Origin of the sequence: Pseudomonas sp. FW300-N2A2 (assembly GCF_017351735.1) — a bacterium.
Taxonomy (GTDB): Bacteria; Pseudomonadota; Gammaproteobacteria; order Pseudomonadales; family Pseudomonadaceae; genus Aquipseudomonas; species Aquipseudomonas migulae.
This window is the reverse complement of record NZ_JACNDU010000046.1, coordinates 1-26,941: the sequence shown is the minus strand read 5'-3', so window position 1 is coordinate 26,941 and position 26,941 is coordinate 1. Positions and strand designations below refer to the sequence as shown.

Annotated in this window: 20 protein-coding genes; 5 read left to right on the top strand and 15 right to left on the bottom strand. The window is 60.5% G+C overall.

Annotated features, from left to right (window positions below):
• The 6 genes from J4E42_RS28105 to J4E42_RS28080 all read right to left on the bottom strand — a co-directional run.
• Positions 1-1,533: ABC transporter substrate-binding protein (locus tag J4E42_RS28105; protein ID WP_207286677.1), on the bottom strand; the 1,533-nt coding region annotated here is incomplete at its 3' end.
• Between the two features lie 47 nt (positions 1,534-1,580).
• Positions 1,581-1,853 (bottom strand): DUF2160 domain-containing protein, encoded by a 273-nt coding sequence (locus tag J4E42_RS28100; protein WP_032829048.1) that lies wholly within the window; start codon positions 1,851-1,853, stop codon positions 1,581-1,583.
• A gap of 10 nt (positions 1,854-1,863) precedes the next feature.
• Positions 1,864-2,664, bottom strand: a complete 801-nt coding sequence (locus J4E42_RS28095; protein WP_008032760.1) for a carbohydrate ABC transporter permease — start codon at positions 2,662-2,664, stop codon at positions 1,864-1,866.
• 8 nt (positions 2,665-2,672) lie between these two features.
• Entirely contained in the window at positions 2,673-3,539 is an 867-nt protein-coding gene (locus J4E42_RS28090) for a carbohydrate ABC transporter permease (RefSeq protein WP_008032762.1), read from the bottom strand.
• Positions 3,536-4,633: an ABC transporter ATP-binding protein gene (locus J4E42_RS28085; RefSeq protein WP_207286676.1), complete on the bottom strand. Its 1,098-nt coding sequence runs from the start codon at positions 4,631-4,633 to the stop codon at positions 3,536-3,538. Before J4E42_RS28085 ends, J4E42_RS28090 begins: the two co-directional genes overlap by 4 nt.
• Complete coding sequence (locus J4E42_RS28080) at positions 4,633-5,727, bottom strand: ABC transporter ATP-binding protein (protein WP_192419093.1); 1,095 nt, start codon at positions 5,725-5,727, stop codon at positions 4,633-4,635. The genes J4E42_RS28085 and J4E42_RS28080 overlap by 1 nt, the downstream gene beginning before the upstream one ends.
• Positions 5,728-6,180: 453 nt before the next feature.
• On the opposite strand from J4E42_RS28080, the gene J4E42_RS28075 reads away from it, so the two are divergent.
• Positions 6,181-8,022 carry a sigma-54-dependent Fis family transcriptional regulator gene (locus tag J4E42_RS28075; protein ID WP_008045123.1) on the top strand — a complete coding sequence of 614 codons (1,842 nt, stop codon included), beginning with the start codon at positions 6,181-6,183 and terminating at the stop codon, positions 8,020-8,022.
• 191 nt (positions 8,023-8,213) lie between these two features.
• On the opposite strand, the gene cysS is transcribed toward J4E42_RS28075, so the two are convergent.
• Together cysS and J4E42_RS28065 are read right to left on the bottom strand one after the other, a co-directional pair.
• The gene (gene cysS / locus J4E42_RS28070; protein WP_008032770.1) at positions 8,214-9,596 is read right to left on the bottom strand and encodes a cysteine--tRNA ligase; all 1,383 of its coding nucleotides are present in this window, start codon (positions 9,594-9,596) and stop codon (positions 8,214-8,216) included.
• 17 nt (positions 9,597-9,613) lie between these two features.
• On the bottom strand, positions 9,614-11,314 hold the full coding sequence (locus tag J4E42_RS28065) for a glutamine--tRNA ligase/YqeY domain fusion protein (protein ID WP_192227324.1): 1,701 nt from the start codon (positions 11,312-11,314) through the stop codon (positions 9,614-9,616).
• Between the two features lie 267 nt (positions 11,315-11,581).
• Here J4E42_RS28065 and J4E42_RS28060 point away from each other — a divergent pair, with 267 nt between their 5' ends.
• A complete protein-coding gene (locus J4E42_RS28060) occupies positions 11,582-12,085 on the top strand; it encodes a peptidylprolyl isomerase (protein WP_008032775.1) in 504 nt (167 codons plus the stop codon).
• Positions 12,082-12,834, top strand: a complete 753-nt coding sequence (gene lpxH, locus J4E42_RS28055; protein ID WP_207286675.1) for a UDP-2,3-diacylglucosamine diphosphatase — start codon at positions 12,082-12,084, stop codon at positions 12,832-12,834. The genes J4E42_RS28060 and lpxH overlap by 4 nt, the downstream gene beginning before the upstream one ends.
• A gap of 96 nt (positions 12,835-12,930) precedes the next feature.
• On the opposite strand, the gene J4E42_RS28050 is transcribed toward lpxH, so the two are convergent.
• The 7 genes from J4E42_RS28050 to J4E42_RS28020 all read right to left on the bottom strand — a co-directional run bounded on the left by J4E42_RS28050 (position 12,931) and on the right by J4E42_RS28020 (position 24,144).
• Positions 12,931-14,460 (bottom strand): DHA2 family efflux MFS transporter permease subunit, encoded by a 1,530-nt coding sequence (locus tag J4E42_RS28050; protein WP_207286674.1) that lies wholly within the window; start codon positions 14,458-14,460, stop codon positions 12,931-12,933.
• A gap of 170 nt (positions 14,461-14,630) precedes the next feature.
• Positions 14,631-15,833, bottom strand: coding sequence for an efflux RND transporter periplasmic adaptor subunit (locus J4E42_RS28045; protein ID WP_207286673.1), 1,203 nt, complete (start codon positions 15,831-15,833; stop codon positions 14,631-14,633).
• Between the two features lie 15 nt (positions 15,834-15,848).
• On the bottom strand, positions 15,849-17,318 hold the full coding sequence (locus J4E42_RS28040) for an efflux transporter outer membrane subunit (RefSeq protein ID WP_207286672.1): 1,470 nt from the start codon (positions 17,316-17,318) through the stop codon (positions 15,849-15,851).
• Positions 17,315-17,788, bottom strand: a complete 474-nt coding sequence (locus tag J4E42_RS28035; RefSeq protein ID WP_008032787.1) for a MarR family winged helix-turn-helix transcriptional regulator — start codon at positions 17,786-17,788, stop codon at positions 17,315-17,317. The genes J4E42_RS28040 and J4E42_RS28035 overlap by 4 nt, the downstream gene beginning before the upstream one ends.
• 245 nt (positions 17,789-18,033) lie before the next feature.
• Positions 18,034-21,702: a translocation/assembly module TamB domain-containing protein gene (locus J4E42_RS28030; RefSeq protein WP_207286671.1), complete on the bottom strand. Its 3,669-nt coding sequence runs from the start codon at positions 21,700-21,702 to the stop codon at positions 18,034-18,036.
• Positions 21,699-23,426 (bottom strand): autotransporter assembly complex family protein, encoded by a 1,728-nt coding sequence (locus J4E42_RS28025; protein ID WP_032832898.1) that lies wholly within the window; start codon positions 23,424-23,426, stop codon positions 21,699-21,701. Before J4E42_RS28025 ends, J4E42_RS28030 begins: the two co-directional genes overlap by 4 nt.
• 67 nt (positions 23,427-23,493) lie before the next feature.
• The gene (locus J4E42_RS28020; protein ID WP_192227319.1) at positions 23,494-24,144 is read right to left on the bottom strand and encodes an N-acetyltransferase; all 651 of its coding nucleotides are present in this window, start codon (positions 24,142-24,144) and stop codon (positions 23,494-23,496) included.
• 316 nt (positions 24,145-24,460) lie between these two features.
• Between J4E42_RS28020 and xthA the strand changes: the two genes are divergently transcribed.
• Positions 24,461-25,273 carry an exodeoxyribonuclease III gene (gene xthA / locus J4E42_RS28015; RefSeq protein ID WP_008032791.1) on the top strand — a complete coding sequence of 271 codons (813 nt, stop codon included), beginning with the start codon at positions 24,461-24,463 and terminating at the stop codon, positions 25,271-25,273.
• A gap of 202 nt (positions 25,274-25,475) precedes the next feature.
• Positions 25,476-26,816 carry a substrate-binding domain-containing protein gene (locus tag J4E42_RS28010; RefSeq protein ID WP_207286670.1) on the top strand — a complete coding sequence of 447 codons (1,341 nt, stop codon included), beginning with the start codon at positions 25,476-25,478 and terminating at the stop codon, positions 26,814-26,816.
• Positions 26,817-26,941: the final 125 nt, after the last annotated feature.

Sequence of the window (26,941 nt, the reverse complement as noted above, 5' to 3'; positions counted from 1 at the left end):
GCCGTCGAGCGCCTGTTGCGGGGTTTTGTCGCCGCTGGCGGCTTCGGCGATGTGGCTCCACCACAGTTGCGCCAGACGCGGATAGTCCGGCACGTTGGTCCCGGTCGGGGTCCATTGCACACGGGCCGGGCTGCGGTAGAACTCGACCAGCCCACCCAGTTTCGGTGCCAGGTCGGTCATCGCTTGCGAGTTGATGTCCGACTCGCGAATCGGTGTCAGGCCGACGATGGTTTTCTTCAGCGACACGGTTTTCGACGTCACGAACTGCGCATAGAGCCAGGCAGCCAGTTTCTGTTTCTCAGGCGTGGACTTCATGAACGTCCAGGAACCCACATCCTGATAACCCAGCTTCATGCCCTCTTCCCAATACGGACCGCGCGGCGAAGGCGCCATGCGCCATTTCGGTGTGCCATCGGCGTTCACCACGGGCAGACCCGGTTTGGTCATGTCGGCGGTGAAAGCGGTGTACCAGAAGATCTGTTGGGCGATGTTGCCCTGGGATGGCACCGGGCCGGACTCGGAGAAGGTCATGCCCGCCGCTTCCGGTGGTGCGTAGGCCTTGAGCCAGTCGACGTATTTGGTGGTGGCAAATACCGCCGCCGGGCCGTTGGTGTCGCCACCGCGAGTCACGCTGGAACCGACCGGGTGACAGTCCTCGACGCGGATGCCCCACTCGTCCACCGGCAAACCGTTAGGCAAGCCCTTGTCACCACCACCCGCCATGGAGAACCAGGCATCGGTGAAGCGCCAGCCCAGGGACGGGTCTTTCTTGCCGTAGTCCATGTGCCCGTAAACCCGCTTGCCGTCGATTTCCTTGACGTCTTCGCTGAAGAATTTGGCGATGTCTTCATAGGCCGACCAGTTCACCGGAACGCCCAACTCGTAACCGTACTTTTCCTTGAACTTGGCTTTTAGGTCGGCGCGCTCGAACCAGTCGGCGCGGAACCAGTAGAGGTTGGCGAATTGTTGGTCGGGCAGTTGATAGAGCTTGCCGTCGGGCGCGGTGGTGAAGGAAAGGCCGATGAAATCCTTGAGATCCAGGGTCGGCGAAGTGAAGTTTTTACCTTCATTGGCCATCAGGTCGGTAATGGATTCGGTCTTGCCGTAACGGAAGTGCGTACCGATCAGGTCCGAGTCGTTGACCCAGCCGTCATAGATGCTCTTGTCCGACTGCATCACGGTCTGCAGCTTTTCCACCACGTCGCCTTCCTGCAGCAAATCGTGGGTCACCTTGATCCCGGTGATCTCGGTAAAAGCCTTGGCCAACACCTTGGACTCATATTCGTGAGTGGTCAGGGTTTCCGAGACGACCTTGATGTCCATCCCGCGAAACGGCTCGGCGGCCTTGATGAACCACTTCAGTTCCGCGAGCTGCTGATCCGCCGTCAGGGTGGACGGTTTGAACTCGCTGCCGATCCATTTTTTCGCAGCTTCTTCGTAGGCATCGGCCCAGGCCGAAGCGCTCAAACCGCTGAGTGCCAGCATGGCTGCCAATGAAATGCTATGTCGCAGCTTATTGTTTTTGTCGAACATAGAGACCTCCTTTTAGGGTTTCGGAGCAACATTGCCGAGCGATTCGACTAGCCCCAACGCATCACAGCCAACAGCCACACCAGGGACAACGCGAACGCTACCCAGATGCTCCAGTCGGTGACGCCGATTACCAGCAAATGCAGGTAGGCGCTGCCGAGAAGACCGATAAACAGCCGATCGCCACGGGTGGTGGCAATCGGCAAAAAACCACGCCGAAGAACGCTCGGCGAGCGTAGTTCCCACGTCGTCATGCCCACCAGAATCAGGCCAATGACGGTGAAGAACGCCGCTGTGGGGACAGTCCAACTCATCCATTCCATCATCAGTTCCTCATACTCGGCCGAGGGCAAAGCCCTTGGCCACGTGGTTACGGACAAACCAGATCACCAGCATGCCCGGCAGGATGGTCAACACCCCCGCCGCCGCCAGCACGCCCCAGTCGATGCCGGACGCCGAAACGGTTCGGGTCATCACCGCCGCGATCGGCTTGGCGTTGACCGAGGTCAGCGTCCGCGCCAGCAACAATTCGACCCAGGAAAACATGAAGCAGAAGAACGCCGTTACGCCGATCCCCGAGCCAATCAGCGGCACAAAAATCTTCACGAAAAACTTGGGAAAACTGTAGCCATCAATGTAGGCGGTTTCGTCGATTTCCTTCGGAACGCCGGACATGAAGCCCTCGAGAATCCACACCGCCAACGGCACGTTGAACAGGCAATGCGCCAACGCCACGGCGATGTGGGTGTCGAACAGGCCGATCGACGAATACAGCTGGAAGAACGGCAACAGGAATACCGCCGGTGGTGCCATGCGGTTGGTCAGCAGCCAGAAGAACAGGTGCTTGTCGCCGAGGAAGCGATATCGCGAGAACGCGTACGCCGCCGGCAACGCCACACTCAGGGAAATCAGCGTGTTCAGGCTCACGTAATACAGCGAGTTGAGGTAACCGGTGTACCAGGCCGGATCGGTGAAGATCACCTTGTAATTGGCAAAGGTGAAATCCTGCGGAAACAGCGTCAGGCCGCTGAGGATTTCGGTGTTGCTCTTGAAGGACATGTTCAGCAGCCAGTAGATCGGCACCAGCAGGAACAGGATGTAGATCAGCAGTGGAATCAGCTTTCTCTTGCTCATGGCGGACCTCAGCGGTTGGCGTCAGAGTGAGTCATGGCGGTGTAGAACAGCCAGGACACCAACAGGATGATCAGGAAGTACACCAGCGAGAACGCCGCCGCCGGGCCGAGGTCGAACTGGCCGATGGCCATTTGCGTCAGGGTCTGGCTGAGGAAGGTCGTGGCATTGCCCGGCCCGCCGCCCGTGAGCACGAACGGCTCGGTGTAGATCATGAAGCTGTCCATGAACCGCAGCATCACCGCGATCAACAGCACGCTCTTGAGCTTGGGCAACTGGATGTGTCGGAACACTGCCCAGGCGGATGCCCGATCGATCCGCGCCGCCTGGTAGTACACGTCCGGAATCGCCCGCAACCCCGAGAAACACAACAGCGCCACCAGCGACGTCCAGTGCCACACGTCCATCACCAGCACCGTGACCCAGGCGTCCATGGTGTTGGCCGCATAGTTATAGTTGATGCCCATCGCATTGAGGCTCGAACCGAGCAAGCCGATGTCGGCCCGGCCGAAGATCTGCCAGATGGTGCCGACCACGTTCCATGGAATCAGCAGCGGAATCGCCAGGATGATCAGCACCAGGGAAGACCAGCGGCCCTTGGTTGGCATGGTCAGGGCGATGGCGATGCCCAGCGGGATTTCGATCAGCAATACGCAGCCGGAGTAGATGAACTGACGCAGCAACGAGTCGTGCAGCCGTGGGTCGAGCAGCACCTGTTTGTACCAGTCGGCGCCGACGAAGTAGCGGCTGGACTGGTCGAAGATGTCCTGCACCGAATAGTTGACCACGGTCATCATCGGGATCACCGCACTGAACGCCACCAGCAAAAACACCGGCAGCACCAGCCACCAGGCCTTGTTGTTCTGCACCTTGTTCATGGCAGCACCTCCAGCAGGTAATCATCGGCATAGACCATCAACCATTGCGCCGGAAAGCTGATGTACGCCGTGCCCTCCGGCACCGGTTTGTCTTCCGCCAACCGCACTTTCAACGCCACGCCGTCGAGGTTCAGGGTCATGATCTTGTAGGTGCCGAGGTCTTCGACGTGTACGACCTTTGCCTGCATCGCGTCGTCAAACGGTTCGTCCCACACGTGTACAAACTCAGGTCGGATGCCAACCTTCAGGGTTTTCCATTCGGACCCGGCGATGCGTTGCAGTTGCGCCTCGGACAACGGCAAATGCGTCGAGGCAAAACCGACACCGCCCGGTTGCGGCTGCACGTCGATCAGGTTCATCCCCGGGCTGCCGATGAAATAACCGACAAAGGTATGGCTCGGCCGTTCGAACAATTCCCGTGGCGTGCCGAACTGCACGATCTGCCCGCCGTACATCACCGCGATCTTGTCGGCGAAGGTCGAGGCTTCGAGTTGATCGTGGGTGACGTAGACCATGGTGATGTTGAACTGCTCGTGGATCTGTTTGAGCTTGCGCCGCAGCTTCCACTTCAAGTGCGGGTCGATCACCGTCAGCGGTTCATCGAAGAGGATGGCGGAGACGTCATCGCGCACCAGCCCGCGGCCCATCGAGACTTTCTGTTTTTCGTCAGCGGTGAGGTTGCGCGCCTTCTTGCTCAGCAACGCCTGGAGGTCGAGGACCTCGGCAATTTCCTGCACCTTGCTGTGAATTTTCGCTTCGGCCATGCCCTGATTGCGCAGCGGAAAGGCCAGGTTATCGAACACCGTCATGGTGTCGTAGACCACCGGAAACTGGAAAACCTGAGCGATGTTGCGCTTCTCCGGGGTAAGGTCGTTGACCGCTTTGCCGTCGAACAGGACATGGCCCTGGGACGGGCTGAGCAATCCGGAAATGATGTTGAGCAAGGTCGACTTGCCGCAACCCGAAGGCCCGAGCAAGGCGTAGGCGCCGCCCTGCTCCCAGATGTGATCCATCTCGCGGATCGCGTAATCCTCGGGGCCGCTCGGCGTGCGCGTGTAACTGTGGGCGAGGTTCTGCAAACGGATTTCGGCCATCAGGCAACCCTCGCGATACGGCGACCGGGCGCCTGGACCAGCCGCCCCTGCGCATCGAACACAAACAGTTTATGGGTCGGGATATAGATGCGGATCGGCGCATCGACGTCGTATTCGTGAACCCCGGGCAAATGCAGCACCAGCAGGAAATGCTCGTTGCGCACGTGGAGGAAGGTTTCCGAGCCGCTGATCTCGGCGACCTCGACGGTCACTGCCAGTTCGAGGTCATCGTCGTTGCTCGGCACCAGCGAGATGTGGCTCGGACGCACACCGAAGCGGAACTCGCCTTCGCCCACCGGACGCAAATCGACGTTCAACGGGAAGTGCACGAAATTGGCGAAGCTGACTTCGTTACCGGCGATGCGTCCGGGCATCAGGTTGATCGGCGGTTCGGAGAACAGCTCGGCGGCCAGCACCGATTGCGGTTGGTGATAGACCTCGGAGGACTTGCCGCTCTGGATCACGCGGCCTTCGTGAAGAATGGTCGTGGTGCCACCGAGCGCCAGCGCTTCGTTGGGTTCGGTAGTGGCGTAGATGGCGATGGTGTGTCGCGCCTTGAACAGCTCGCGCATTTCCTGGCGCAGTTCTTCGCGCAACTTGTAGTCGAGGTTGACCAGCGGCTCGTCGAACAGGATCAGTTCGGCGTCCTTGACCAGCGCCCGGGCCATCGCGGTGCGCTGTTGCTGACCGCCGGAGAGCTCCAGCGGATAGCGCTGGAGAAACTTCTCGATGCGCAGCATCTTCGCGGTTTCCAGCACCTTGCTCTGGATCAGTTCGTTGGACACGCCGGCCTGGCGCAGCGGCGAGGCGATGTTTTCGAACACCGTCATGGTCGGGTAGTTGATGAACTGCTGATAGACCATCGACACGTTACGCAAGCGCACCGGGCGTTGGGTGACGTCGACGCCGTTCATCAGGATGCGGCCGCTGTCGGGCTTGTCCAGGCCCGCCATCAGGCGCATGAGACTGGTTTTGCCGGACAGCGTGCGGCCAAGCAAAACGTTGAAAGATCCAGGTTCGAAACTCAGGCACGCATCGTCGATCCAGGTCTGGCCCTCGACGGTGCGGCTGACGTGCTCCAGAGTGAGTGACATGGCTCGGCCTTTTTATTATTGGAGTCAAGCGACCGGAGCAGTAGAGCGAGTTTCATGCCAGAAATTGCAACGTGTTGATCTGGCTTGGAAATCCTTGAAACAGCGGTGGAAGCGCTTTCGTTGCTGAACAGAAATGAACAACGACGGCTGAACAATTGAACAATCGAACCGTTGACAATGAACAATAGTGAACAACACTCTACGGACTGTTCACGGTCCCTGTAGGAGCCAGGCTTGCCGGCGAAGGCGATTTCAAAGACGCCTTCGCCGGCAAGCCTGGCTCCTACAGGGCGCAGGCACAGAATTGCAGTACCTGTGGGAGCGAGCCTGCTCGCGATTACGGTGGGTCAGTCAATTTGATTTCGACTGACCCACCGTAATCGCGAGCAGGCTCGCTCCCACAGGGGGAATACCTATAACAACAATAAAAGCGTTATTCAGAGGCTGACTGTAATGGCCGCACCTGCCCCCGTTTTGTCCCACGACGCCATCATCCAGGACTCCTGGTCCCGTTGCCGCGCGTTCGGGCTCGATCATCAGAGTGCCCCGGCATTCGACCAGCTACCGGCGGCGGACATCGCGCAGTTGCTGGAAAGCCAGCATTCATTGGTGCAGACCACCCATCAGGAAGTCCTGCCCTACTACGAAAACATCCTCAGCAACTCCAATTGCCTGATCATGCTCGCCGACAATCAGGGCCAGGTCCTGACCTCCTGGGGCACCCAGCGCTTCATCGAGCCGAGCCTGACCCGCGGCTTCAGCGCCGGCGCCAGCTGGATGGAGCGTTGCAGCGGCACCAATGCGATCGGCACCGCCCTGGCCTGTGAGCAGGCGGTGCACATCGAGCACGATGAACATTTCCTCAAGGCCAACCGCTTCATGACAGGTTCCGCCGCGCCGATTTTCGATGCCGAACGCAAGGTCATCGCGGTGCTGGACGTGTCCAGCGACAGTTACCTGCCGCCGTCCCACACCCTCGGCATGGTCAAGATGATGAGCCAGACCGTGGAAAACCGGCTGATCCTCAACCTGTTCCACGGCCAGCACTTTCAACTGACGTTCAACACCGGGTTGAACAATCTCGACAGCCAATGGGCGGGATTGTTGATTTTCGATGAGACCGGCCAGGTGCTCTCAGCCAATCGCCGCGCCGACAATCTGCTGGGCATCAGCCTGTCGCGGGTCAGTGTCGAGAGCCTGTTCAAGGTCTCATTGCTCGAACTGCTGAATCAGCCGGACGGCCTGCCCTTCTCCCTCCAGGCGTCCGGGCGCAACCGCTTCCAGTGCCTGTTGAAGCGGCCGAAACAGGCACCGATCCAGGCAAGAATGTTCGCCGAGCCCGCCGTGGCGGCACCCGCACCCGCCGCCATCAGCCTCAATACCCTGCACTTCGGCGACAGCCGTGTGGAAAAAGCCGTGCGCCAGGCCGAGCGCCTGCTGGAGAAAGACATTCCGCTGCTGATCCACGGCGAAACCGGGGTCGGCAAGGAAGTGTTCGTCAAGGCGCTGCATCAGGCCAGCTCTCGCAGCAAACAACCATTCATTGCCGTCAACTGTGCAGCGATCCCCGCCGAACTGGTGGAATCCGAGCTGTTCGGCTACGAGAAAGGCGCGTTTACGGGTGCCAATCAGAAAGGCAGCATCGGGCTGATTCGCAAGGCCGACAAAGGCACGCTGTTTCTCGATGAAATCGGTGACATGCCATTGCCGACCCAAGCCCGGCTATTAAGGGTATTGCAGGAGCGCTGCGTGCAGCCGGTGGGCAGCAGCGAGCTGTTCCCGGTGGATATCCGCATTATCTCGGCGACCAACCGCTCGTTGCGCGAGCAGGTTCAGTTGGGACGGTTTCGCGAAGACCTGTATTACCGGATCGGCGGCTTGACCCTGGAATTGCCGCCGCTCAGGGAACGCAGCGACAAGCAGGCGCTGTTCAAACGCTTGTGGGAACAACACCGTGAACCGTCGCAGTGGGCCGGGCTGAGCCGTGAGGTGCTGGAGTTGTTCGGCCGTCATCCGTGGCCGGGGAACTTGCGCCAGGTCAGCAGCGTGATGCAGGTAGCGCTGGCCATGGCGGAAGAGCAACCGGTGCGGCCCGAGCATTTGCCGGATGATTTTTTTGTCGATCTGGAGATGGAACCGGTGGAGGTGGATGAGCCGTTGGCGGTTGATTTGAATGATGTGGAGGATTTGAATCGGCAGTTGCAGGCGGCTGGGGGGAATATTTCCCATCTGGCGCGGCGGCTGGGGGTTAGTCGCAATACCCTCTATAAAAGGTTGCGTCAATCAGACAGCTGACCGCTGCGCGGTCAATCGCCGGCAAGCCGGCTCCTACAGGGGTCGAGTCGTTCGCGAATGTTGTGTACGACTCGCCCCCTGTAGGAGCCAGCTTGCTGGCGATGACGTCAGCCGCAACTCCACATCCCTGATGCCCATACGAAAAACAAAAACCCGCACAAGGCGGGTTTTGTTTGTAACGAACGCAGCAATCAGTCAGCCAGACGCCAGGTCGTGCCACCCTTGCCATCTTCCAGCACCACACCCATCGCGGTCAGCTGGTCGCGGATACGGTCGGATTCCGCCCAGTCCTTACCGGCACGAGCCGCCAGACGCGCAGCAATCAGCGCATCAACCTCAGCCGCATCAACCCGCCCTTCGGCACCGGCCTGCAGGAAGTCATCGGCCTCAAGCTGCAACACACCCAGCACGCTCGCCAGTTCTTTCAGACGCGCCGCCAGACCCGCCGCCGCATCCAGATCGCTCTCGCGCAGACGGTTGATCTCGCGAACCATCTCGAACAGCACCGCGCAGGCTTCCGGCGTGCCGAAGTCGTCGTTCATCACCTGGGTGAAGCGCTCGACGAACGCTTCGCCACCAGCAGGCGCGACAGTCGGCAGGCCTTTCAACGCATGGTAGAAACGCTCGAGTGCGCCTTTGGCGTCCTTGAGGTTGTCTTCCGAATAGTTGATCGCGCTGCGGTAGTGGCTCGACACCAGCAGGTAACGCACGACTTCCGGATGGTACTTTTCCAGCACGTCGCGAATGGTGAAGAAGTTGTTCAAGGACTTGGACATCTTCTCGCCATTGATGCGAATCATGCCGCAATGCATCCACGCGTTGGCGTAGGTCTTGCCGGTGGCCGCTTCGCTCTGGGCGATTTCGTTTTCATGGTGCGGGAACTCAAGGTCGCTGCCGCCGCCATGAATGTCGAAGGTCTCGCCCAGGCAGCAGGTCGACATCACGGAGCATTCGATGTGCCAGCCCGGACGACCGTCGCCCCACGGCGATGGCCAGCTCGGTTCACCCGGCTTGGCGCCTTTCCACAGCACGAAGTCCAGCGGGTCCTGCTTGGACTCGTCGACTTCGATCCGCGCGCCGATGCGCAGGTCTTCGATCTTCTTGCGCGACAGCTTGCCGTAGCCCATGAACTTGGCGACGCGGTAGTACACGTCGCCATTGCCCGGTGCGTAGGCGTAACCCTTGTCGATCAGGGTCTGGATCATGGTCTGCATACCAGCGATGTGATCGGTGGCCCGCGGTTCCATGTCCGGCTTGAGGATGTTGAGGCGCGCCTCGTCCTCGTGCATCGCGGTGATCATGCGCTCGGTCAGCACATCGAACGGCTCGCCGTTCTCCTTGGCCCGATTGATGATCTTGTCTTCAATGTCGGTGATATTGCGCACATACGTCAGGTTATAACCGCTGAACCGCAACCAGCGGGTCACCAGGTCAAACGCGACCATGCTGCGGCCGTGGCCAATGTGGCAGTAGTCGTACACGGTCATCCCGCAGACGTACATGCGCACATTGTTGCCATCCAGCGGTTTGAATACTTCTTTGCTCTTGGTGAGCGTGTTGTAGATCGAAAGCACGTTAGAGGTTCCTTGAATCACTGGCCCCACGAATCACGCAAGGTCACGGTACGGTTGAATACCGGAGCACCTGGTTTCGAGTCCTTGATATCCGCGCAGAAGTAACCTTCGCGCTCGAACTGGAAACGGTCTTCCGGCTGTGCATTGCCCAGGGAGGGTTCAGCACGACAACCAGTGAGTACTTGCAGCGAGTCAGGGTTGATGTTGTCCAGGAAACTGGCGCTGTCTTCGGCCTTTTCAGGGTTCGGCGAGCGGAACAGGCGATCGTACAGACGCACTTCGCACTCGACGCTGGCCGCGGCCGGCACCCAGTGAATCACGCCTTTGACCTTGCGGCCTTCAGGGTTCTTGCCCAGGGTTTCCGGATCGTACGAGCAACGCAGTTCGACGATGTTGCCGTCGGCGTCCTTGATCGCTTCGTCGGCACGGATCACATAGCTGCCACGCAGACGCACTTCGCCAGCCGGTTCCAGGCGCTTGTAGCCTTTTGGCGGCTCTTCCATGAAGTCATCGCGGTCGATGTAGATTTCACGGGCGAACGGCAGCTTGCGCACGCCGAGTTCTTCTTTCTGCGGGTGACGAGGCAGTTCGAGGTGATCGACCTTGTCTTCCGGGTAGTTGGTGATCACGACTTTCAACGGACGAAGCACGCACATGGCGCGCGGGGCGTTCGCGTCGAGGTCCTGACGGATGCTGAACTCAAGCATGCCGAAGTCAACCACGCCGTCGGAACGGTTGGTGCCGATCATGTCGCAGAAATTGCGGATCGACGCCGGGGTGTAGCCACGGCGGCGGAAGCCGGACAGCGTGGACATGCGTGGATCGTCCCAGCCATTGACGTGCTTCTCATCGACCAACTGCTTGAGCTTGCGCTTGCTGGTGATGGTGTAGTTCAGGTTCAGGCGGCTGAACTCGTACTGGCGCGGGTTCGCCGGCACCGGCAGGTTCTCGAGGAACCACTCGTACAGCGGACGGTGGCTTTCGAATTCCAGGGTGCAGATCGAGTGGGTGATGCCTTCGATGGCGTCCGACTGACCGTGGGTGAAGTCGTAGTTCGGGTAGATGCACCACTTGTCACCGGTCTGGTGGTGATGCGCATGACGGATGCGATACATGATCGGATCGCGCAGGTTCATGTTCGGCGAAGCCATGTCGATCTTGGCCCGCAGCACACGTGCGCCGTCCGGGAACTCGCCGGCACGCATGCGGGCGAACCAGTCGAGGTTTTCTTCGACGCTGCGATCACGGAACGGGCTGTTGCGGCCCGGCTCGGTCAGAGTGCCACGGTATTCCTTGGCCTGTTCAGGGCTCAGGTCGTCAACATAGGCCTTGCCGGCCTTGATCAGTTCAACGGCCCAGTCGTGCAACTGGTCGAAATACTGCGAGGCATAGCGCACTTCGCCGGACCATTCGAAACCCAGCCATTTGACGTCGCTTTCGATGGCGTCGATGTATTCCTGGTCTTCCTTGGCCGGGTTGGTGTCGTCGAAACGCAGGTGGGTGACGCCGCCAAACTCCTGGGCCAGACCGAAGTTCACACAGATCGACTTGGCGTGACCGATGTGCAGGTAGCCGTTGGGCTCAGGCGGGAAACGGGTGACGATCTGCGTGTGCTTACCCGAGTCCAGGTCCGCCTGGATGATCGGGCGCAGGAAATTGACCGGCACGGCAGGGCCGGTCTTGGAATTCGAGGTAGGGTCGACAGTGGGCTTGCTCATAGGATCCTTGAACGTACAAGTGCGCGGCCGGAACACGGGCCTGATAAAACAAAGCCGCTATCATAGCCGAAGCCGTCAAGTCGCTGACAGTACAGGCCCGAAAACGGCTGCATTTAATCGGATGCAAATGAAAAACAGCCTCGAAATTGGCGTCTGTCGCGCTAAACTGCGCACCTTGGCCGACATCGGCCGGACCGGTTGAGGGCTCGACAGCCCTGAAACCCACGAATTCCCAGAAAACGCATTTCCAAAAAAGAGTCTCTGATCATGACCCAAGTCAAACTGACCACCAACCACGGCGACATCGTCCTGGAACTGAACGCCGAGAAAGCCCCGATCACCGTGGCCAACTTCATCGAGTACGTTAAAGCCGGTCACTACGAAAACACTGTTTTCCACCGCGTCATCGGTAACTTCATGATCCAGGGCGGCGGTTTCGAGCCAGGCATGAAAGAAAAGAAAGACAAGCGCCCAAGCATCCAGAACGAAGCCGACAACGGTCTTTCCAACGACAAGTACACCGTCGCCATGGCCCGCACCATGGAGCCGCATTCGGCTTCCGCCCAGTTCTTCATCAACGTCGCTGACAACAGCTTCCTGAACCACAGCGGCAAGAACGTTCAGGGCTGGGGCTACGCAGTGTTCGGCAAAGTGACCGCCGGTACCGACGTTGTCGACAAGATCAAAGGCGTGTCCACCACCTCCAAGGCCGGCCACCAGGACGTACCAGCAGACGACGTGATCATCGAGAAAGCCGAGATCATTGAGTGATATTGCTGATTTCAGACTTGCATCTGGAAGAGGAGCGCCCGGACATCACCCGGGCGTTTCTGGATTTGCTCGCCGGACGCGCCCGCTCGGCGAGTGCGTTGTACATCCTCGGCGACTTTTTCGAAGCGTGGATTGGCGACGATGCCATGACGCCCTTCCAGCGTTCCATCTGCCAGGCCCTGCGCGACCTCAGCGACAGCGGCACGGCGATTTTTCTGATGCACGGCAATCGTGACTTCATGCTCGGCCAGGCCTTTTGCAAACAGGCCGGCTGTACGTTGTTGAAGGACCCGAGTGTCGTGCAGTTCAACGGCGAGCCGGTGCTCTTGATGCACGGCGACAGCCTCTGCACCCGCGACGAGGCTTACATGAAGCTGCGTCGTTACCTGCGCAACCCGATCACCCTGTTCATCCTGCGCCACTTGCCGTTGCGCACCCGCCATAAACTGGCGCGCAAACTGCGCAGCGAAAGCCGTGCGCAGACGCGGATGAAGGCCAATGACATTGTCGATGTCACGCCGGACGAAGTGCCACGGGTGATGCAGGCTTATGGTGTGAAAACCCTGATCCACGGGCACACCCATCGCCCGGCCATCCACAAGTTGCAGATTGGCGAGCAAGCGGCCAAGCGCATTGTGCTGGGGGATTGGGATCGCCAGGGCTGGGCGTTGCAGGTGGATGAGAGCGGGTTTGCGTTGGCGCCGTTTGATTTCCCGCCGACACCTGGACTTGCAATACAACACCTGTAGGAGCGAGGCTTGCCCGCGAAGGCGTCGTGTCAGTCAACATCAATGCTGAATGATACGACGCTTTCGCGGGCAAGCCTCGCTCCTACAGGGATTCGCTCAATGGCCGGAGGCCGCGGGCCCGGCCTTTGCCGCAAACGGCGGTTTCGCCAGCCACACCAGCACGATCAACCCCATGAACGCCCACCCCAGCAACGTGAAGTAATCCACGGTGGAGAGCATGTACGCCTGGCTGGTCAGCACATGATCGAGCTGCGCATACGCCGGGTTGTTCGCGCCACCCAGCGCATTCAGGGCCTCGCGGGTCGCCGGTTCGTAGCTGCTGATGCTTTCGCTCATGTACGCATGATGCTGATCCGCCCGACGAATCCAGATCCACGTGGTCAACGACGCCGCAAAACTGCCGCCCAGTGTCCGCAGGAACGTCGCGAGGCCCGCGCCATCGGCAATCTGGCTCGGTGGCAGGTCCGACATCAAAATGCTCAAGGTCGGCATGAAGAACAGCGCCACGCCAATACCCATGAACAGTTGCACCAGGGCGATGTGCTGGAAGTCCACCTCGTTGGTGAACCCGGCGCGCATGAAGCAGCTCAAGCCAATCGCCAGGAACGCCAGACCCGCCAATAACCGCAGGTCGAACTTGTGCGCGTACTTGCCGACAAACGGCGAGAGGATCACCGGCAGAATCCCGATCGGCGCCACCGCCAGCCCGGCCCACGTTGCCGTGTAGCCCATCTGCGTTTGCAGCCATTGCGGCAGAATCAGGTTGATGCCGAAGAACCCGGCGTAACCCAGCACCAGCACAATCGTGCCGATGCGGAAGTTGCGATACGCGAACAAGCGCAGGTTGACCACCGGGTGTTTATCGGTCATTTCCCAGATCACGAACACCGCCAGCGCAATCGCGGAAATGGCCGCGCCGATGAGGATGAAATTCGATTCGAACCAGTCGAGGTCGTTGCCCTTGTCGAGGATCACCTGCAACGCACCGACACCGATGATCAGCGTGATCAGGCCGACGTAATCCATTGGCTGATAACTGGTCACCACCGGCCGCGCCTTGAGCTGCGAACGCACCACCATCACCGCGAAAACCCCGATTGGCACGTTGATGAAGAAGATCCACGGCCAGCTATAACTGTCGGTAATCCAGCCACCCAGAATCGGCCCGGCAATCGGCGCCACCACCGTGACCATCGCCAGCAACGCCAGGGCCATGCCGCGCCTGGCGGGGGGATAGACCGCGATCAGCAGCGTCTGGGTCATCGGGTACAACGGCCCGGCCACCAGACCTTGCAGCACCCGAAAGCCGATCAGCTCCGGCATCGAGGTGGAAATGCCGCAGAGAAACGAAGCCAGCACAAACAGGATCGTCGCCCAGAGAAACAGTTTCACTTCGCCAAAGCGCCGACTGAGCCAGCCAGTCAGCGGCAGCGCAATCGCATTGCTCACCGCAAACGAGGTGATCACCCAGGTGCCCTGCTCCGAACTCACGCCCAGGTTGCCGGAAATCGTCGGCAACGCCACGTTGGCGATGGTGGTGTCGAGCACTTGCATGAAAGTCGCCAGCGACAGGCCGATGGTGCTGAGCAGCAGGCTGGGCGGGGTGAAAGACGCGTTATTGCTCATCGCGAATCCTTTGAAACCTGATGGGCGCTGCGCCTCTTAAAGACGCAGCTGACCCTTGTAGGAGTGAGCCTGCTCGCGATAGCGGTGGTTCAGTCAACAGAGATGTTGAATAGAAAACCGCCATCGCCGGCAAGCCGGTCTCGCTCCCACAGGGTCGGTGTCATGGCGAATCAGCGTTGCGCGGTTTTGCTGACCGCTGCGCTGTTGTCGTGGATCAACTGCGTGATCATCGCGTCGGCCTCGGCCAACTGACGGTCGTAGACGCTGGTGCTGAACGACGCCTTTTGCGGCGGCTGTTGCGCCAGCACCGGGCCGCTCTGGTCGCGCAGGTTCACATCGACCTGAGTCGACAGGCCCACGCGCAACGGGTGCTTGGCCAGTTCTTCGGCGTTGATGTGAATCCGCACCGGCACACGCTGGACGATCTTGATCCAGTTACCGGTGGCGTTCTGCGCCGGCAGCAAGGCAAACGCACTGCCGGTGCCAGCGCCGAGGCTGTCGATGGTGCCGCTGAATTTCACGTCGCTGCCGTACAGGTCTGCCTGGATATCCACCGGTTGGCCGATGCGCATGTCGCGCAATTGGGTTTCCTTGAAGTTGGCGTCGATCCACAACTGATCCAGTGGAATGACGGCCATCAGCGCGGTGCCCGGCTGAACCCGTTGACCGAGTTGTACCGAGCGCTTGGCGACGTAACCGGTCACCGGTGCAATCAGGGTGCTGCGGGAATGGTTCAGGTACGCCTGGCGCAATTGCGCGGCGGCCGACATCACGTCCGGGTGCGACGACACCACGGTGTCATCCACCAGGGCGCTGGTGGTTTTCAGTTGCTGTTTGGCGTTGGCCAGGGCGTTTTGCGCCGAGGTCAGGTCATCGCGAGCGTGGGACAGTTCTTCCTGGGAAATCGCCCCGCCCGCCGCGAGATTTTTCCGGCGATTGAAGTTGTCCTGGGCCTTCTGCACTTCCGCTTGCTGGGCGTTGACCTGGGCTTTCATGCCGTCGACGTTGCTGTACAAGCCGCGTACCTGACGCACGGTGCGAGCGAGGTTGGCCTGGGCACTTTGCAGACCGACTTCGGCGTCGTTCGGGTCGAAATTCACCAGTACCTGGCCTTCATGGACCAGGTCGCCGTCATCAGCGCCAATGCTCACGACGGTGCCGGTGACCAGCGGCGTGATTTCCACCACGTTGCCGTTCACATAGGCGTCGTCGGTGCTTTCGTTCCAGCGCCCGAAGAATTCGTGATAACCCCAGACGCCGACACCGGCGAGGACCACCACGATGGCCAGGACCACCAGCATGACTTTGCGTTTGCGCGGGTTGCTGGTGTCTGGACTGTTGTCAGTGGTTTGAATGTTTTGTGCAGTGGCCATGACCATTACCTTGAATTAGTTGTGCTGCGTGGCTGGGGTTGCGTTGGCCGCGGTCAGGGTTTCACCCTGAAAACCGCCGCCCAGCGCCTGCATCAGTTGGATCGACAGGTCGATCTGCTCGGCATTCAGGTTGGCTAGCTGACGCTGGGCCTGGAGCAATTGCTGCTCGATGCTGAGCACGTCCAGGTAGTTACCGATGCCGGAACCGTACCGCTGGACCACGGTGTTGTAAGAATCCTGGGCAATGTCGGTGGCGTGCTGCTGAGCGCCGATCTGCCGGCCGATGTCACGCAACTGGTTGATGGTGTCGCTGACATCACCGAGGGCTTTCACCAGGCTTTTGTTGTACTGCGCAACGGCGAGGTCGTAATCGGCGTCGCGGGCATCGAGGTCGGCGCGCAGGCGGCCGCCGTCGAAAATCGGCAGGGAAATGGTCGGTGCGATGTTGAAGAATCGACTGGCCGAACCGAACATCGCGTCGCCCAGCAACGACTCGGCACCGGCCGCCGCGCTGAGGTTCAGGTTGGGATAGAACCGGGTCTTGCCGGCGTCGATGTTCTTGCTGGCCGCCTCGACCCGCCAGCGCGCGGCCACCAGATCGGGACGACGACCGAGCAACTCGGCGGGCAGGACCGACGGCAATGCGACGGCGCTGGCCTGAAGAATCTTCGGCCGGGCGATTTCGTTGCCGCGATCCGGGCCTTTGCCGAGCAAGACCGCCAAGGCGATTTTCGCGCTTTGCAGGCGTTTCTCGGCGTCGATCAGGCTGGCTTCAGACGTGGCTTCCAGGCTTTCGGTTTGCTGGAACTGGTACTGGCTGTCGATCCCGGAACTCAGGCGACGCTGGCTCAGGTCGAGCATTTGCCGGGTGCGCTTGAGGTCTTCGTTGGCGAGGTCATAAACGATGTGCGCCTGCCCCAGATCGCTGTAGGCGCGGGCGACGTCGGCAGACAACGTCAGCTGCGCGGCCTGTTGATCGACTTCGGCAGCCCGGGCTTGGCCCAACGCAGCTTCCCAGGCGTCGCGCTGACCGCCCCAGAGGTCGAAGTTGTAATTGAAACTGGCGCCGATGTTGCGCACGGTGGAGTAGGCATCGCCCTCGCCCCTCGGGTCTTGATCCCGGGCCAGACGCGAACGGCTGACGCCGGCGCTGGCATCGAGGGTCGGCATCCGCGCGGCGTCGGCGGCATACGCGGCGGCGCTGGCCTGATGGGCGCGGGCGTCGGCGATCTGCATGTCGGGGCTGTCGTGCAGGGCTTCGCGAATCAGGCCGTCGAGCTGCGGGTCGCCGAGGCTTTTCCACCAGTCGCTTTTCGGCCAGGCCGCAGGCGACAGGGTCACGCCGCTGAGGGATTGCCCGGCCTTGAGGGTTTTCGCATCGAGGCTTTTGCCTTCGGTGGTCAGGCCGCTGTAGCTGGCGCATCCGGCCAGGGTCATGGCCGCGAGCACCAGGCTCAGGCCGGCGCGCAAGGTTTTGCTGCTCATTTGTCACCTACCCGCAGCAGCGTGATCGAGTCACCGGCTGCCACCAAAATTTTCTTCAGGATCTGTTCCAGGGTTTTCAGCTCATCCGGAGTGATCGCACCGGCCAGTTCGTTCATCGCGTCGGCGCCGATCACCGGCAAGCGGTCAGCCAACTGTTGGCCTTGCTCAGTCAACACAAGCTGCACCTGACGGCGGTCCGCTTCGGAGCGTTGGCGGGCGAGGAAACCTTTCTGTTCCAGACGATCGAGCATGCGGGTCATCGAACCGCTGTCGAGTGACAGGTGCCGGCACAGCTCGGCCGGGGTATCGACGCCGTATTGGGCGATGATGATCAGCACTTTGAACTGCGCGGCGGTGATGCCGTGGGGCTCCATGTGCGTGTCGATGATCCGGTCCTTGAGCAGCGCGGCGCGCCCGAGCAGGAGACCGAGATGGCAGTTTTTGAATTCGTCCGGGGTGAAATGTTTCATCTGACCACCAATTAGCTGCCTAGGCAGAGAATGTATGTCGAGATGTTACTGCCTAGGCAGCCAATGTCAACGTAATAGTTAGGTTGCTTTGTATTTGATGGATAAATGGTGCGGATTTTTGTGGTGAACACACTGACGCCATCGCGAGCAGGCTCGCTCCCACATTGGTTCTGCGGTGTACACAAATCCACTGTGGGAGCGAGCCTGCTCGCGATGGCAGCAACTCGGTTTAGAGAGGACGGGGTTTAGAAATCCCGCTTGTAAAAGATATCCAGCGAACTGGCAACGCCACCCGCCGCTTCGAGGTACACCTTCTTGCTCAGCTTGTAGCGCAGGGCAATGGTGTTGGCCGGCTCAAACACGCCAACGCCATATCGCAGGCTGAGCTTCTCGGAGATATTGCCGCTGGCGACCACACTCGTCGTATTGCCGCTGCCCTCGGTATCGAGCTGGAAATCCTGAATCCCCAGATCGCTGGCCAGTTTGCCGGTCACCCCGGCACTGCCCATCAGGCCCAACCCCAGCGCGGCCTGCGCCAGCATATTGTTGTCTTCACCGGTGGTGCTCAGCGGACGCCCGAGCACCAGATAGGACAAGGCCTGTTCCTGGCTCATCGCCGGTTCGGAGAAGATCTGCGTGGCCGGCTGCTCGGCGCTGCCGCTCAGGCGAATACCGGCGATGACGTCGTCGGTCTGGCGAATCGCCTCGATGTCCAGGTACGGCTGATCGATCGGGCCGGCAAACAGCAAGCGCGCCCGGCGCACCGTCAGCCGCTGGCCGTAGGCCCGGTAACGCCCGTCGTTGAGCCACAGCTCGCCGCGGGTGTCCATGTTGTCGCCGATGTGCACGTGCCCTTGCAGGTTGGCGGTCAGGCCAAACCCGGCGAAGCTGAGTTTGTCTTCGCCGACCGCCACGTCGATGTCCATTTTCATCGCCAGCGGCGGTTTGCCCTCTTCGGTCTGCGCACCAATGATCACCGTGTCATCAGAGACCTTGACCGTCGATGGCGGCAACTCGCGCACGGTGATTTCGCCTTTCGGCACCAGCACTTTGCCAGCGATGGCCAGCTCGTCGCCCTTCATCGAAATCTTCAAGTCTGGCGCCACTTCGAGCTTGGCGTACGGTTCGACAGTGACCGGCAACTGCGTGCCTTTGAGCGCCAGGTCCACCACCAGCGCCTGACCCCAGGCGATGCTGCCGGTCAAGCTGCCCTGCCCGCTCTTGCCGCTTTTCCAGCCACCGTTCAACTGCACGGTTTCGCCGGCGATCAGCGCTTGAAGCTGCAACGCTTCAAGGTCCATCGGCAATTCAGGGCCGGAAATCTCGCCGTCGCTGAGCAACAGATTGCCGTTGACCAAAGGCGCCAGCAGCCCACCGGAAATCGTGCCGCTGCCATTCAGGCGTCCGGTGAGTTTCTCGACCATCGGCACAAACGGTCGCGCCACGGACAGGTCGAGGCCATTGAGGCGGAACGCGCCGGTCAGCGGTTTGTTCTTCGGCAATGGATTGATCTGCGCCTGCACACTCAATTCGCCGAGCTTGCCACCGACGAAGTTGAGGTCGGTGTCGATGCGCTTGGGCGTGAGTTTGCTGGTGAGTTTCAGGGCCTGGTAGGGGAAGTCCAGCCACTGATCCTTTTCCTTGATGCGCAGGGTGCCGCCGCTGGCATCGAGGCTGATCTGGCCGTTCGGGCCGCTGGCCGGCAGGTCCAGTTGCAGGTCGGCGTTGAGCCGGCCCTTCCAGGCGAAATCCTTTGGCAGCCATTGCGCAAGGCTTTCAATCGGGAATTGCTTGAGGTGATAACGCAACTTCGGTTCCGGCATCAGGCGCTGGTCTTCACCGCACAAACTGGCCGGGCCAGACATCCAGCAATGGGCACCGAAGTTGATTTTGCCGTCCGCCAGCCGTTCGAGTTTCGCCGGGTTTTGCAGCTTCCAGTCCTGGCCACCGGCCTGAATGTCACCGCTGGCCAAACGTCCGCGCCAGTTGCCTTTGTCCAGATTGCCGTCGAGGCCCAGGGCCAGTTTCAGTTGCGGGCCTTGCAGGTCGAGCGTCAGTTTCTGGTTTTTGATATCGCCCTGACCGCTGGCCGTCAACGTGCCCAGCGACGTGTCGCCGGCCTGGATGCCGCTGCCCTTGAAATCGATTTTCGCCCGTTGCGCACTGTCGAGGGTCGCGTCGAGGTTCAGGCTTTGCAGTCGATTGTCTTCGAACGCCAGTTGCGTGCCTTGCAGCCCGAGCTTGCCTTGCGGCGCCTTGAGCGTGCCGGCGACATCGACGCGACCATTGAGCTGGCCGCGCAGTTGCGGCCACAGCTGCGCCAGGCGCGACAGCTTGATGTCGATCTGGCCGGTGAGTTTCTGTTGCAGGCTGCCCTTGCCGGTGATGCTGTTGTCACCGAGGCGAATTTGCAGCGCGCTGAGGTTCCATTGCTCGCCGCTGCCATCGGCCTTGGCTTGCAGGATGGCCGGCTGGCCACGCAGTTTGCCCTTCAGATCGAGGTCCGCGTTCAGGCTGAGTTGTTCATTCTTCATCTCGCCTTTGCTGCGCAACGGACCGGCCAGGGTGCCCGGCAATTCCGCGACCCAATACGCCGGGTTGATCGCCGACAGGTCCAGCGCGGTGTCCCAAGCAATGCCATCGGCAAATTGCAGGTTCAGGTGGCCTTCGGCCTTGCCCTGCCCGGCTTCGAGCTGGATTTGTTGCAGGTAGATTTTCGTCAAGTCGCCGGCGAACGGGCTGCTCAGGCTGAACGCCCCGGCCGGACCATCCAGTGCAGCCTTGAAGTTGCCGAGGTATTTGCCGTCGGTGTAAGAGACTTCGCCGTTGAAGCTGCGCAACGCCACTTCAGGTTCGTCGATCAGCGGATAGAGCCGGTGCCAGGGGAAATCCAGCCAGTCGATTTTCGCCGTGGCGTTCAGGCCTTTACTCCAGTCCAGAACACCCGAGAGTTTGAGACTTTGCTTGTCGTTGGCGGTCAGGTCCAGCGCGGCGATCTGCGCGCCGTTGGCGTCGACTTTGCCTTGCAGCATCAATGCAAACGGGCCTTGCTCAGCGGGCAGCGTGGCGTTGCCGCGCAACTGGTAGCCGTTTTTCAGGTCGCCGTCGCCGGTCAGTTCAAGCTGATTGAGTTGCAGGGTGTCTGGCAGGTCCGCACTGGGTTTGAAGCCGTCGGCGACGATCCGCACCTTGGCCGGCAGGTTGTCCACCAGCGGCTGCAACTCGCCGGTCAGTTGGCCGTTCAGGTAACCGCTGCTGTCGGCGGTGAGCTTCAGGGTTTTCAGCAGGTCGCCGTTGATTTTCAGCGTCAGCGCCCAGGGCTCGGGCGCCGGCAGGGTCAGTTTGCCTTCAGCCTTGAGCGGCCAGTTGCCGTTGGGTTGCAGGAGGCCGGACAGGTTCAGGCTGAGGTCGTCGCGTTGCAGTTGCACGGAGTCGATCTGCATCCCCTGCTCGGTCCAGTGCGCCGCCAGTTGCAGGCCTTTGAGTTCTTCGCTGCCGTTGAACAGCAAGCTGCCGACCTGCACGTCGCCCAGCTCGATGGCCAGTGGCAATTTCAGGTCCGGCAAGGTGATCGGTCCGCTGCTCTGCTCTTCAGGACCCGGTGGAAATTGCAGGCTGACCTGATCGGTTTTCAGTTGCTCGATGCACAGGGCCATGCGCGTCAGGCACAACGGCGACCAGGCGAAAATCACCTTGCTCAGTTCAACCCGGCTGGTGTCCTGCTGCCAGACCAGATGATCGGTGCTCCACTGGCCGCCCAGACGGCCCTGGAAATTCTCGACCGTCAAACTCGGCACAAAACCGAGCGCCCAGCGGCTGCCCGTCGCGGTGCCCAGCACCGTGGTCACGGCCAGCAGCACCAGCATCAGCAGCGCCAGAATCGTCAGCAGCGTTACTTTCAAACCACGCTTCACAGCTCAGGCCCCATGGAAAAGTGCAGTCGTATGCCGCCGTCGTCGTCCATCGCGTGGGCCAGGTCGAGGCGAATCGGCCCCACCGGTGACACCCAGCGCACGCCGATACCGACGCCGGTCTTGAGGTCGGGCAGTTCGAGTTTGTTGAAGGAGTTGCCCTGGTCGACGAACGTTGCGACCCGCCATTTTTCGGCGATGGAGTATTGATACTCGACGCTGCCGGCAATCATGTAGCGGCCACCGATGCGGTCGCCGTCGGAGTTTTCCGGGGACAGGCTCTGGTAGTCGTAACCGCGCACGCTCTGATCGCCACCGGCGAAGAAGCGCAGCGACGGCGGCACCGATTTGTAGCCATTGGTGGCACTGCCACCCACCTGCACCCGACCGAGGAAACGGTGTTTATCGAACACCGTGGTCAGGCCTTTGACCAGCGCGGTGCCGTAAAGCAGGTTGTTGTCGGAACCCAAGCCTTCCTTGGCCACTTTGGTTTCGAACTGCAGCCGATAGCCGTTGTGCGGGTCGATGCGGTTGTCGCTTTTCAGATAGGAATAGCTGACGCCGGGCATCAGCAGATTGCTCAGCCCCGAGTCATCGCCGAGTCGATATTCTTCGCGCTGCCATTTCAGCGACACCACCCGCTGCCAGCCGCTGGGCAACTTGCTGTGCCATTCCGGGCCTAGGGTCAGCAGTTTGCTCAGGCTGTCCTTGTCGGCGATTTCTTCGCTCTGATAACCACCGGCGAAGCGCAGTTTGTCGGTCAGCGGCGGGTCCAGCGGAATGTCATAGAACAACCCGACGTTTTGCCGTGGCGCCGAGACTTCGGTTTCCCAGCCATAGCTGTGGCCTTGAGGGTTGACCCAGTGCCGGGTCCAGTTGGCCTTGACCCGTGGGCCGACGTCTGTGGAATAGCCCAGGCCGAGGCCCATGGTCCGCGGCTTGCGGGTGTCGAGCTTGACGTCCACCGGGATCACATCGTTCTTGGACGCCGTCGGCGCGGCGTCAACGCGCACGCCTTCGAAGTACCCGCTTGCCTGCAGATTCTGATTCAGTTCGGCGATCAGTTCGGAGTCATAGGGCTCACCCGCCTTGAACGGCACCATGCGTTGCAGCAACTCTTCGTCGAACGGCGTATCGCCTTCGAAACTGACTTTACCCAAGGTGTAACGCGGGCCGCTTTCGTAGATCAGTTCGATGTCGGCAACGCCGGCTCGCGGGTCGACCGCGAGTTTCTGCCGGGTGAAATAACCGCTGAAGAAACCGTAACGCGAAGCCTGGTTCTGGATCAGCCGCTTGGCGTCTTCGTAGCGGCCATGATTGAGCACCGCGCCGGTTTTCAGCGCATTGCTTTTGGGCACACGAAAGGTTTTGAGGGAGGCCGCAGGGCCGTCGATGCGAATAGTGACATTGCGCAAATGCACAGGCTCGCCGGGATCGATGTTCATGACCAGGCGCGGTGTCTTGCCGCCCTTCACGTCCGTGTCGATCTGTGGCTGGTAATAACCCAAGGCCTGGGCGGCCTTGCGCGCCTGTTCTTCGGCGCCACGACTGAAGCGCAACAAGGCCTCCTCGTCACGATCGCCGAGGCTGCCGATATAGCCCTCTATATTGGCCTTCAGTTCATCGTTGGACGGTTTGATCCGCACATCCAATTCACTTTGCGCCAGCGCCGCGCAGCTGGTGATCAGCATCAGCACGCCGCTGGTAATTCTTCCTGGAAACTTCATAGGCGCGGATGCTATCACGAGCGTGGGAGCGTGATAGAGCCTCGCGCCCCGCGAAAGTTCTACCGTTTTATGCCGAGGCGGTTTGCAGCACCTGTGGGTTGGCGTGGAAAAACACGTGCTCGCGGATCGGTCCTACCGCCACTTCACCGATTTCCTCGTAGCCCTGACGTTTATAGAACTCCAGATAACGCGGATTCCCGGTATCGAGGACTACACCCTGGGAATGCTCATCTACCGCGCACCAGTTATGGACCGCCTGCAGCAGTTGTTCGCCGAAGTGCTTGCCCTGAAATTGCGGGTGAACCCCCAGCAAGGGCAGCAGGTGCACCGAATCGGACGGCACGCAGGCCATCACCGCGTCGTGGTATTCGAGGTAGCGGCGGGTGCAGCGAAACCCGGTGCTGAGCACCATCCGCAGGCGCCACGCCCAGCTTTCGGTGATGCCCAGGCGTCGTTGCGGCGGCGCGATCAGCGCGATACCGATCAAGCGGTCGTTGACCAGCAGGCCGATGGCCGGCAAATCCTGCAAAAAATGTTGTTTGACCAGTTCCCTCACGGTGGCGCGCACCCGCTGTTCATAACCGGGACGTTCGGCTTCGAAGAGGTAACCGAAGGTCGGTTCGTGGCGGTAGGCCTGGTACAACAGGGAGCGGGCTTCGCGGGAATAACCGCTGTCGAGCATGTGGATATCGGCGATGACGGTCGAGGTTTCGGGCATAACGGTCATTCTCCCCGGCGCGGCTCGGGTGGCTGCGCTCTTATTGGTACGAGCGTTTGGGTGGCTTCACAGTTCCCCAGACAGGTATAGACCAAGTCAGGATCTTCATCGACTGGGCTGCCGTCTTCGCGGGCAAGCCTCGCTCCTACAGGTGAATCAATTGGGTGCAACTCAAAACCTGTAGGAGCGAGGCTTGCCCGCGAAGAGGCCGGTACTGCCAATGAAGATCTGACAGAACACAGCGAATCCCCTCACCCCACACTGGCCCCAATCCCACAGGTCAGCTAGCATCGCCCTTTTGCCAGGACTGCCGACCATGAAGATCGTCTCCTTCAACATCAACGGGCTGCGCGCTCGTCCTCATCAGCTGGCGGCGCTGATCGAAAAGCATCAGCCGGACGTGATCGGCCTGCAGGAAACCAAGGTCCACGACGATCAGTTCCCGCTGGCAGAGATCCAGGCGCTGGGCTATCACGTGTATTTCCACGGGCAAAAAGGTCACTACGGCGTCGCCCTGCTCTCTCGCAAGGAACCGCTGGAACTGCACAAAGGTTTCGTCACGGATGAAGAAGACGCCCAGCGCCGCTTCATCTGGGGCACGTTCGCCGACGCCAATGGCGTGCCGGTGACGATCATGAACGGCTATTTCCCACAGGGTGAAAGCCGCGACCATCCAACCAAATTCCCGGCCAAGGAACGTTTCTACAACGATCTGCAGCACCTGCTGGAAAGCCAGTTCAACAACGAACAGCCGCTGGTGGTGATGGGCGATGTGAACATTTCCCCGGAAGACTGCGACATCGGCATCGGCCCGGACAACATGAAGCGCTGGCTGAAAACCGGCAAATGCAGCTTCCTGCCGGAAGAACGCGAGTGGATGGCACGCCTGAAGAACTGGGGCCTGGTGGACAGCTTCCGCCACCTGAACCCGGACGTGGCCGACCGATTCAGCTGGTTCGACTACCGCAGCCGTGGCTTTGAGGATGAACCGAAGCGCGGGCTGCGGATTGACGTGATCATGGCGTCCCACGGCTTGTTGCCGCGCGTGAAGGATGCCGGCGTGGATTACGAGTTGCGCGGGATGGAAAAACCGTCGGACCACGCGCCGATCTGGCTTGAGTTGAGCTGATCCCCCGGCTCAACGCAGCTCAACTGTAGGAGCAAGCTTGCTCGCGATAGCGGTTTGTCAGTCAACTTAAATGTTGAATGTCAAACCCACATCGCTGGCAATCGAGCGTCGACCGGCCGCTCCTACAAGGTTAACTGTCATCTTTCAGAAACCTTACTGACTTAATCTCCCGGCACTTTCTTTGTTCTTTAAAGGTGCCGGCATGACGCTGCGCGTTTTCTTCCTGTTAATGCTGTGCGCCGGGCTGCCCATCACCGCGTCGGCCGCTGACTTGCCGACGCCCAAACAGGGACCGGTGCTGCGCATCCAGGGTTCCAACACTATCGGCGCGGCATTGGGCCCGGCGCTGGTCGAGGGTTTGATGCGCGAGCAAGGCTTGCTCAAGGTCCACAGCGAAACCCCGGACAAAGCCAACGAATTGCGCGTGGTCGGCGAAACCGCCCAAGGCCGCAGGGTCATGGTGGACATCGCGGCCCACGGTTCCAGCACCGGTTTCACCGCCCTGAAAAACGCCACGGCGGACCTCGCCGCCTCTTCGCGCCCGATCAAGGACAGCGAACTGCTGGCCCTGCAATCCCTCGGCGATCTGAAGAGCCCCGGCGCCGAGCAGGTGATCGCCATCGACGGCCTGGCAATCATCCTTCATCCGCAAAACCCGCTGAATCAACTCAACACCGAACAACTGGCACAAATCTTCAGCGGCGAAGTGAAAACCTGGGAAGAACTCGGCGGCAGCGGCGGAGCCATTCACCTGTATGCGCGGGATGACCAATCGGGCACGTACGACACGTTTAAGGAAGTGGTCCTCAGTCGTCGTGGGAAAACGCTGAACAGCGCAGCGAAACGTTTCGAATCCAGCGAGCAGTTGTCCGACGCGGTCAGCCTCGACCCGCAGGGCATCGGTTTTATCGGCCTGCCCTACGTGCGTCAGGCCAAAGCCGTGGCGATCGTCGATGGCCAATCCCAGGCCATGCCGCCGCTTAACAGCCTGATCGCCACGGAAGACTATCCATTGTCGCGGCGGTTGTTCTTTTACCTGCCGCCCAACGCCAAAAACCCCTGGGCCGAAGCGTTGGTGGCGTTTGCGCAAAGCAGCAACGGCCAGGCCATCGTCGCGGCCAACGGGTTTATTGCCCAGACCGTCCAGGCGATGGCCGTTACGCCCAATGCATTGATGCCCGAGGGTTATCAGGCGCTCAGCCGCCACGCCCAGCGCTTGACCGTGAATTTCCGTTTCGAGGAAGGCAGCGCAACGCTGGACAACAAGGCCCGACAGGATCTGACGCGGGTGCTTGATTACCTTCAGCAGAACCAGAAAACCAACCGGCAGGTGACGTTGGTGGGGTTTGGCGATGCCAAGAGCGATCCGGCGCGGGCTGACCTGCTGTCGAAATTGCGGGCCATGGCGGTGCGACGGGAGTTGGTGAAAAGCGGCGTGGTGTTTCGCGAGATTCGCGGTTTTGGCGCCGAGATGCCGGTGGCGGCCAATAGTGCGGATGAGGGGCGGATCAAGAATCGGCGGGTTGAGGTTTGGGTGTATTGATTGGGTTTTGTGTGTATATCCGTTGCTGCGGTAACGGCTTCTATTGGTTTCGCCCTTACGGCGAGTCACTTGGAGAAGCGCCAAGTAACCAAGCGCTCTTGCCCCTTTCGTTCGGTGCCTCGCCT

Excerpts from the sequence above, each read along its gene's own strand:
- J4E42_RS28050 (WP_207286674.1), bottom strand. The coding sequence starts at position 14,460 with ATGAGCAATAACGCGTCTTTCACCCCGCCCAGCCTGCTGCTCAGCACC.
- J4E42_RS28040 (WP_207286672.1), bottom strand. The coding sequence starts at position 17,318 with ATGAGCAGCAAAACCTTGCGCGCCGGCCTGAGCCTGGTGCTCGCGGCC.
- J4E42_RS28045 (WP_207286673.1), bottom strand. The coding sequence starts at position 15,833 with ATGGCCACTGCACAAAACATTCAAACCACTGACAACAGTCCAGACACC.
- J4E42_RS28095 (WP_008032760.1), bottom strand. The coding sequence starts at position 2,664 with ATGAGCAAGAGAAAGCTGATTCCACTGCTGATCTACATCCTGTTCCTG.
- J4E42_RS28065 (WP_192227324.1), bottom strand. The coding sequence starts at position 11,314 with ATGAGCAAGCCCACTGTCGACCCTACCTCGAATTCCAAGACCGGCCCT.
- J4E42_RS28100 (WP_032829048.1), bottom strand. The coding sequence starts at position 1,853 with ATGGAATGGATGAGTTGGACTGTCCCCACAGCGGCGTTCTTCACCGTC.
- xthA (WP_008032791.1), top strand. The coding sequence starts at position 24,461 with ATGAAGATCGTCTCCTTCAACATCAACGGGCTGCGCGCTCGTCCTCAT.
- J4E42_RS28010 (WP_207286670.1), top strand. The coding sequence starts at position 25,476 with ATGACGCTGCGCGTTTTCTTCCTGTTAATGCTGTGCGCCGGGCTGCCC.
- J4E42_RS28085 (WP_207286676.1), bottom strand. The coding sequence starts at position 4,633 with ATGGCCGAAATCCGTTTGCAGAACCTCGCCCACAGTTACACGCGCACG.
- J4E42_RS28090 (WP_008032762.1), bottom strand. The coding sequence starts at position 3,539 with ATGAACAAGGTGCAGAACAACAAGGCCTGGTGGCTGGTGCTGCCGGTG.
- J4E42_RS28080 (WP_192419093.1), bottom strand. The coding sequence starts at position 5,727 with ATGTCACTCACTCTGGAGCACGTCAGCCGCACCGTCGAGGGCCAGACC.
- J4E42_RS28025 (WP_032832898.1), bottom strand. The coding sequence starts at position 23,426 with ATGAAGTTTCCAGGAAGAATTACCAGCGGCGTGCTGATGCTGATCACC.
- J4E42_RS28020 (WP_192227319.1), bottom strand. The coding sequence starts at position 24,144 with ATGCCCGAAACCTCGACCGTCATCGCCGATATCCACATGCTCGACAGC.
- J4E42_RS28060 (WP_008032775.1), top strand. The coding sequence starts at position 11,582 with ATGACCCAAGTCAAACTGACCACCAACCACGGCGACATCGTCCTGGAA.
- J4E42_RS28035 (WP_008032787.1), bottom strand. The coding sequence starts at position 17,788 with ATGAAACATTTCACCCCGGACGAATTCAAAAACTGCCATCTCGGTCTC.
- J4E42_RS28075 (WP_008045123.1), top strand. The coding sequence starts at position 6,181 with ATGGCCGCACCTGCCCCCGTTTTGTCCCACGACGCCATCATCCAGGAC.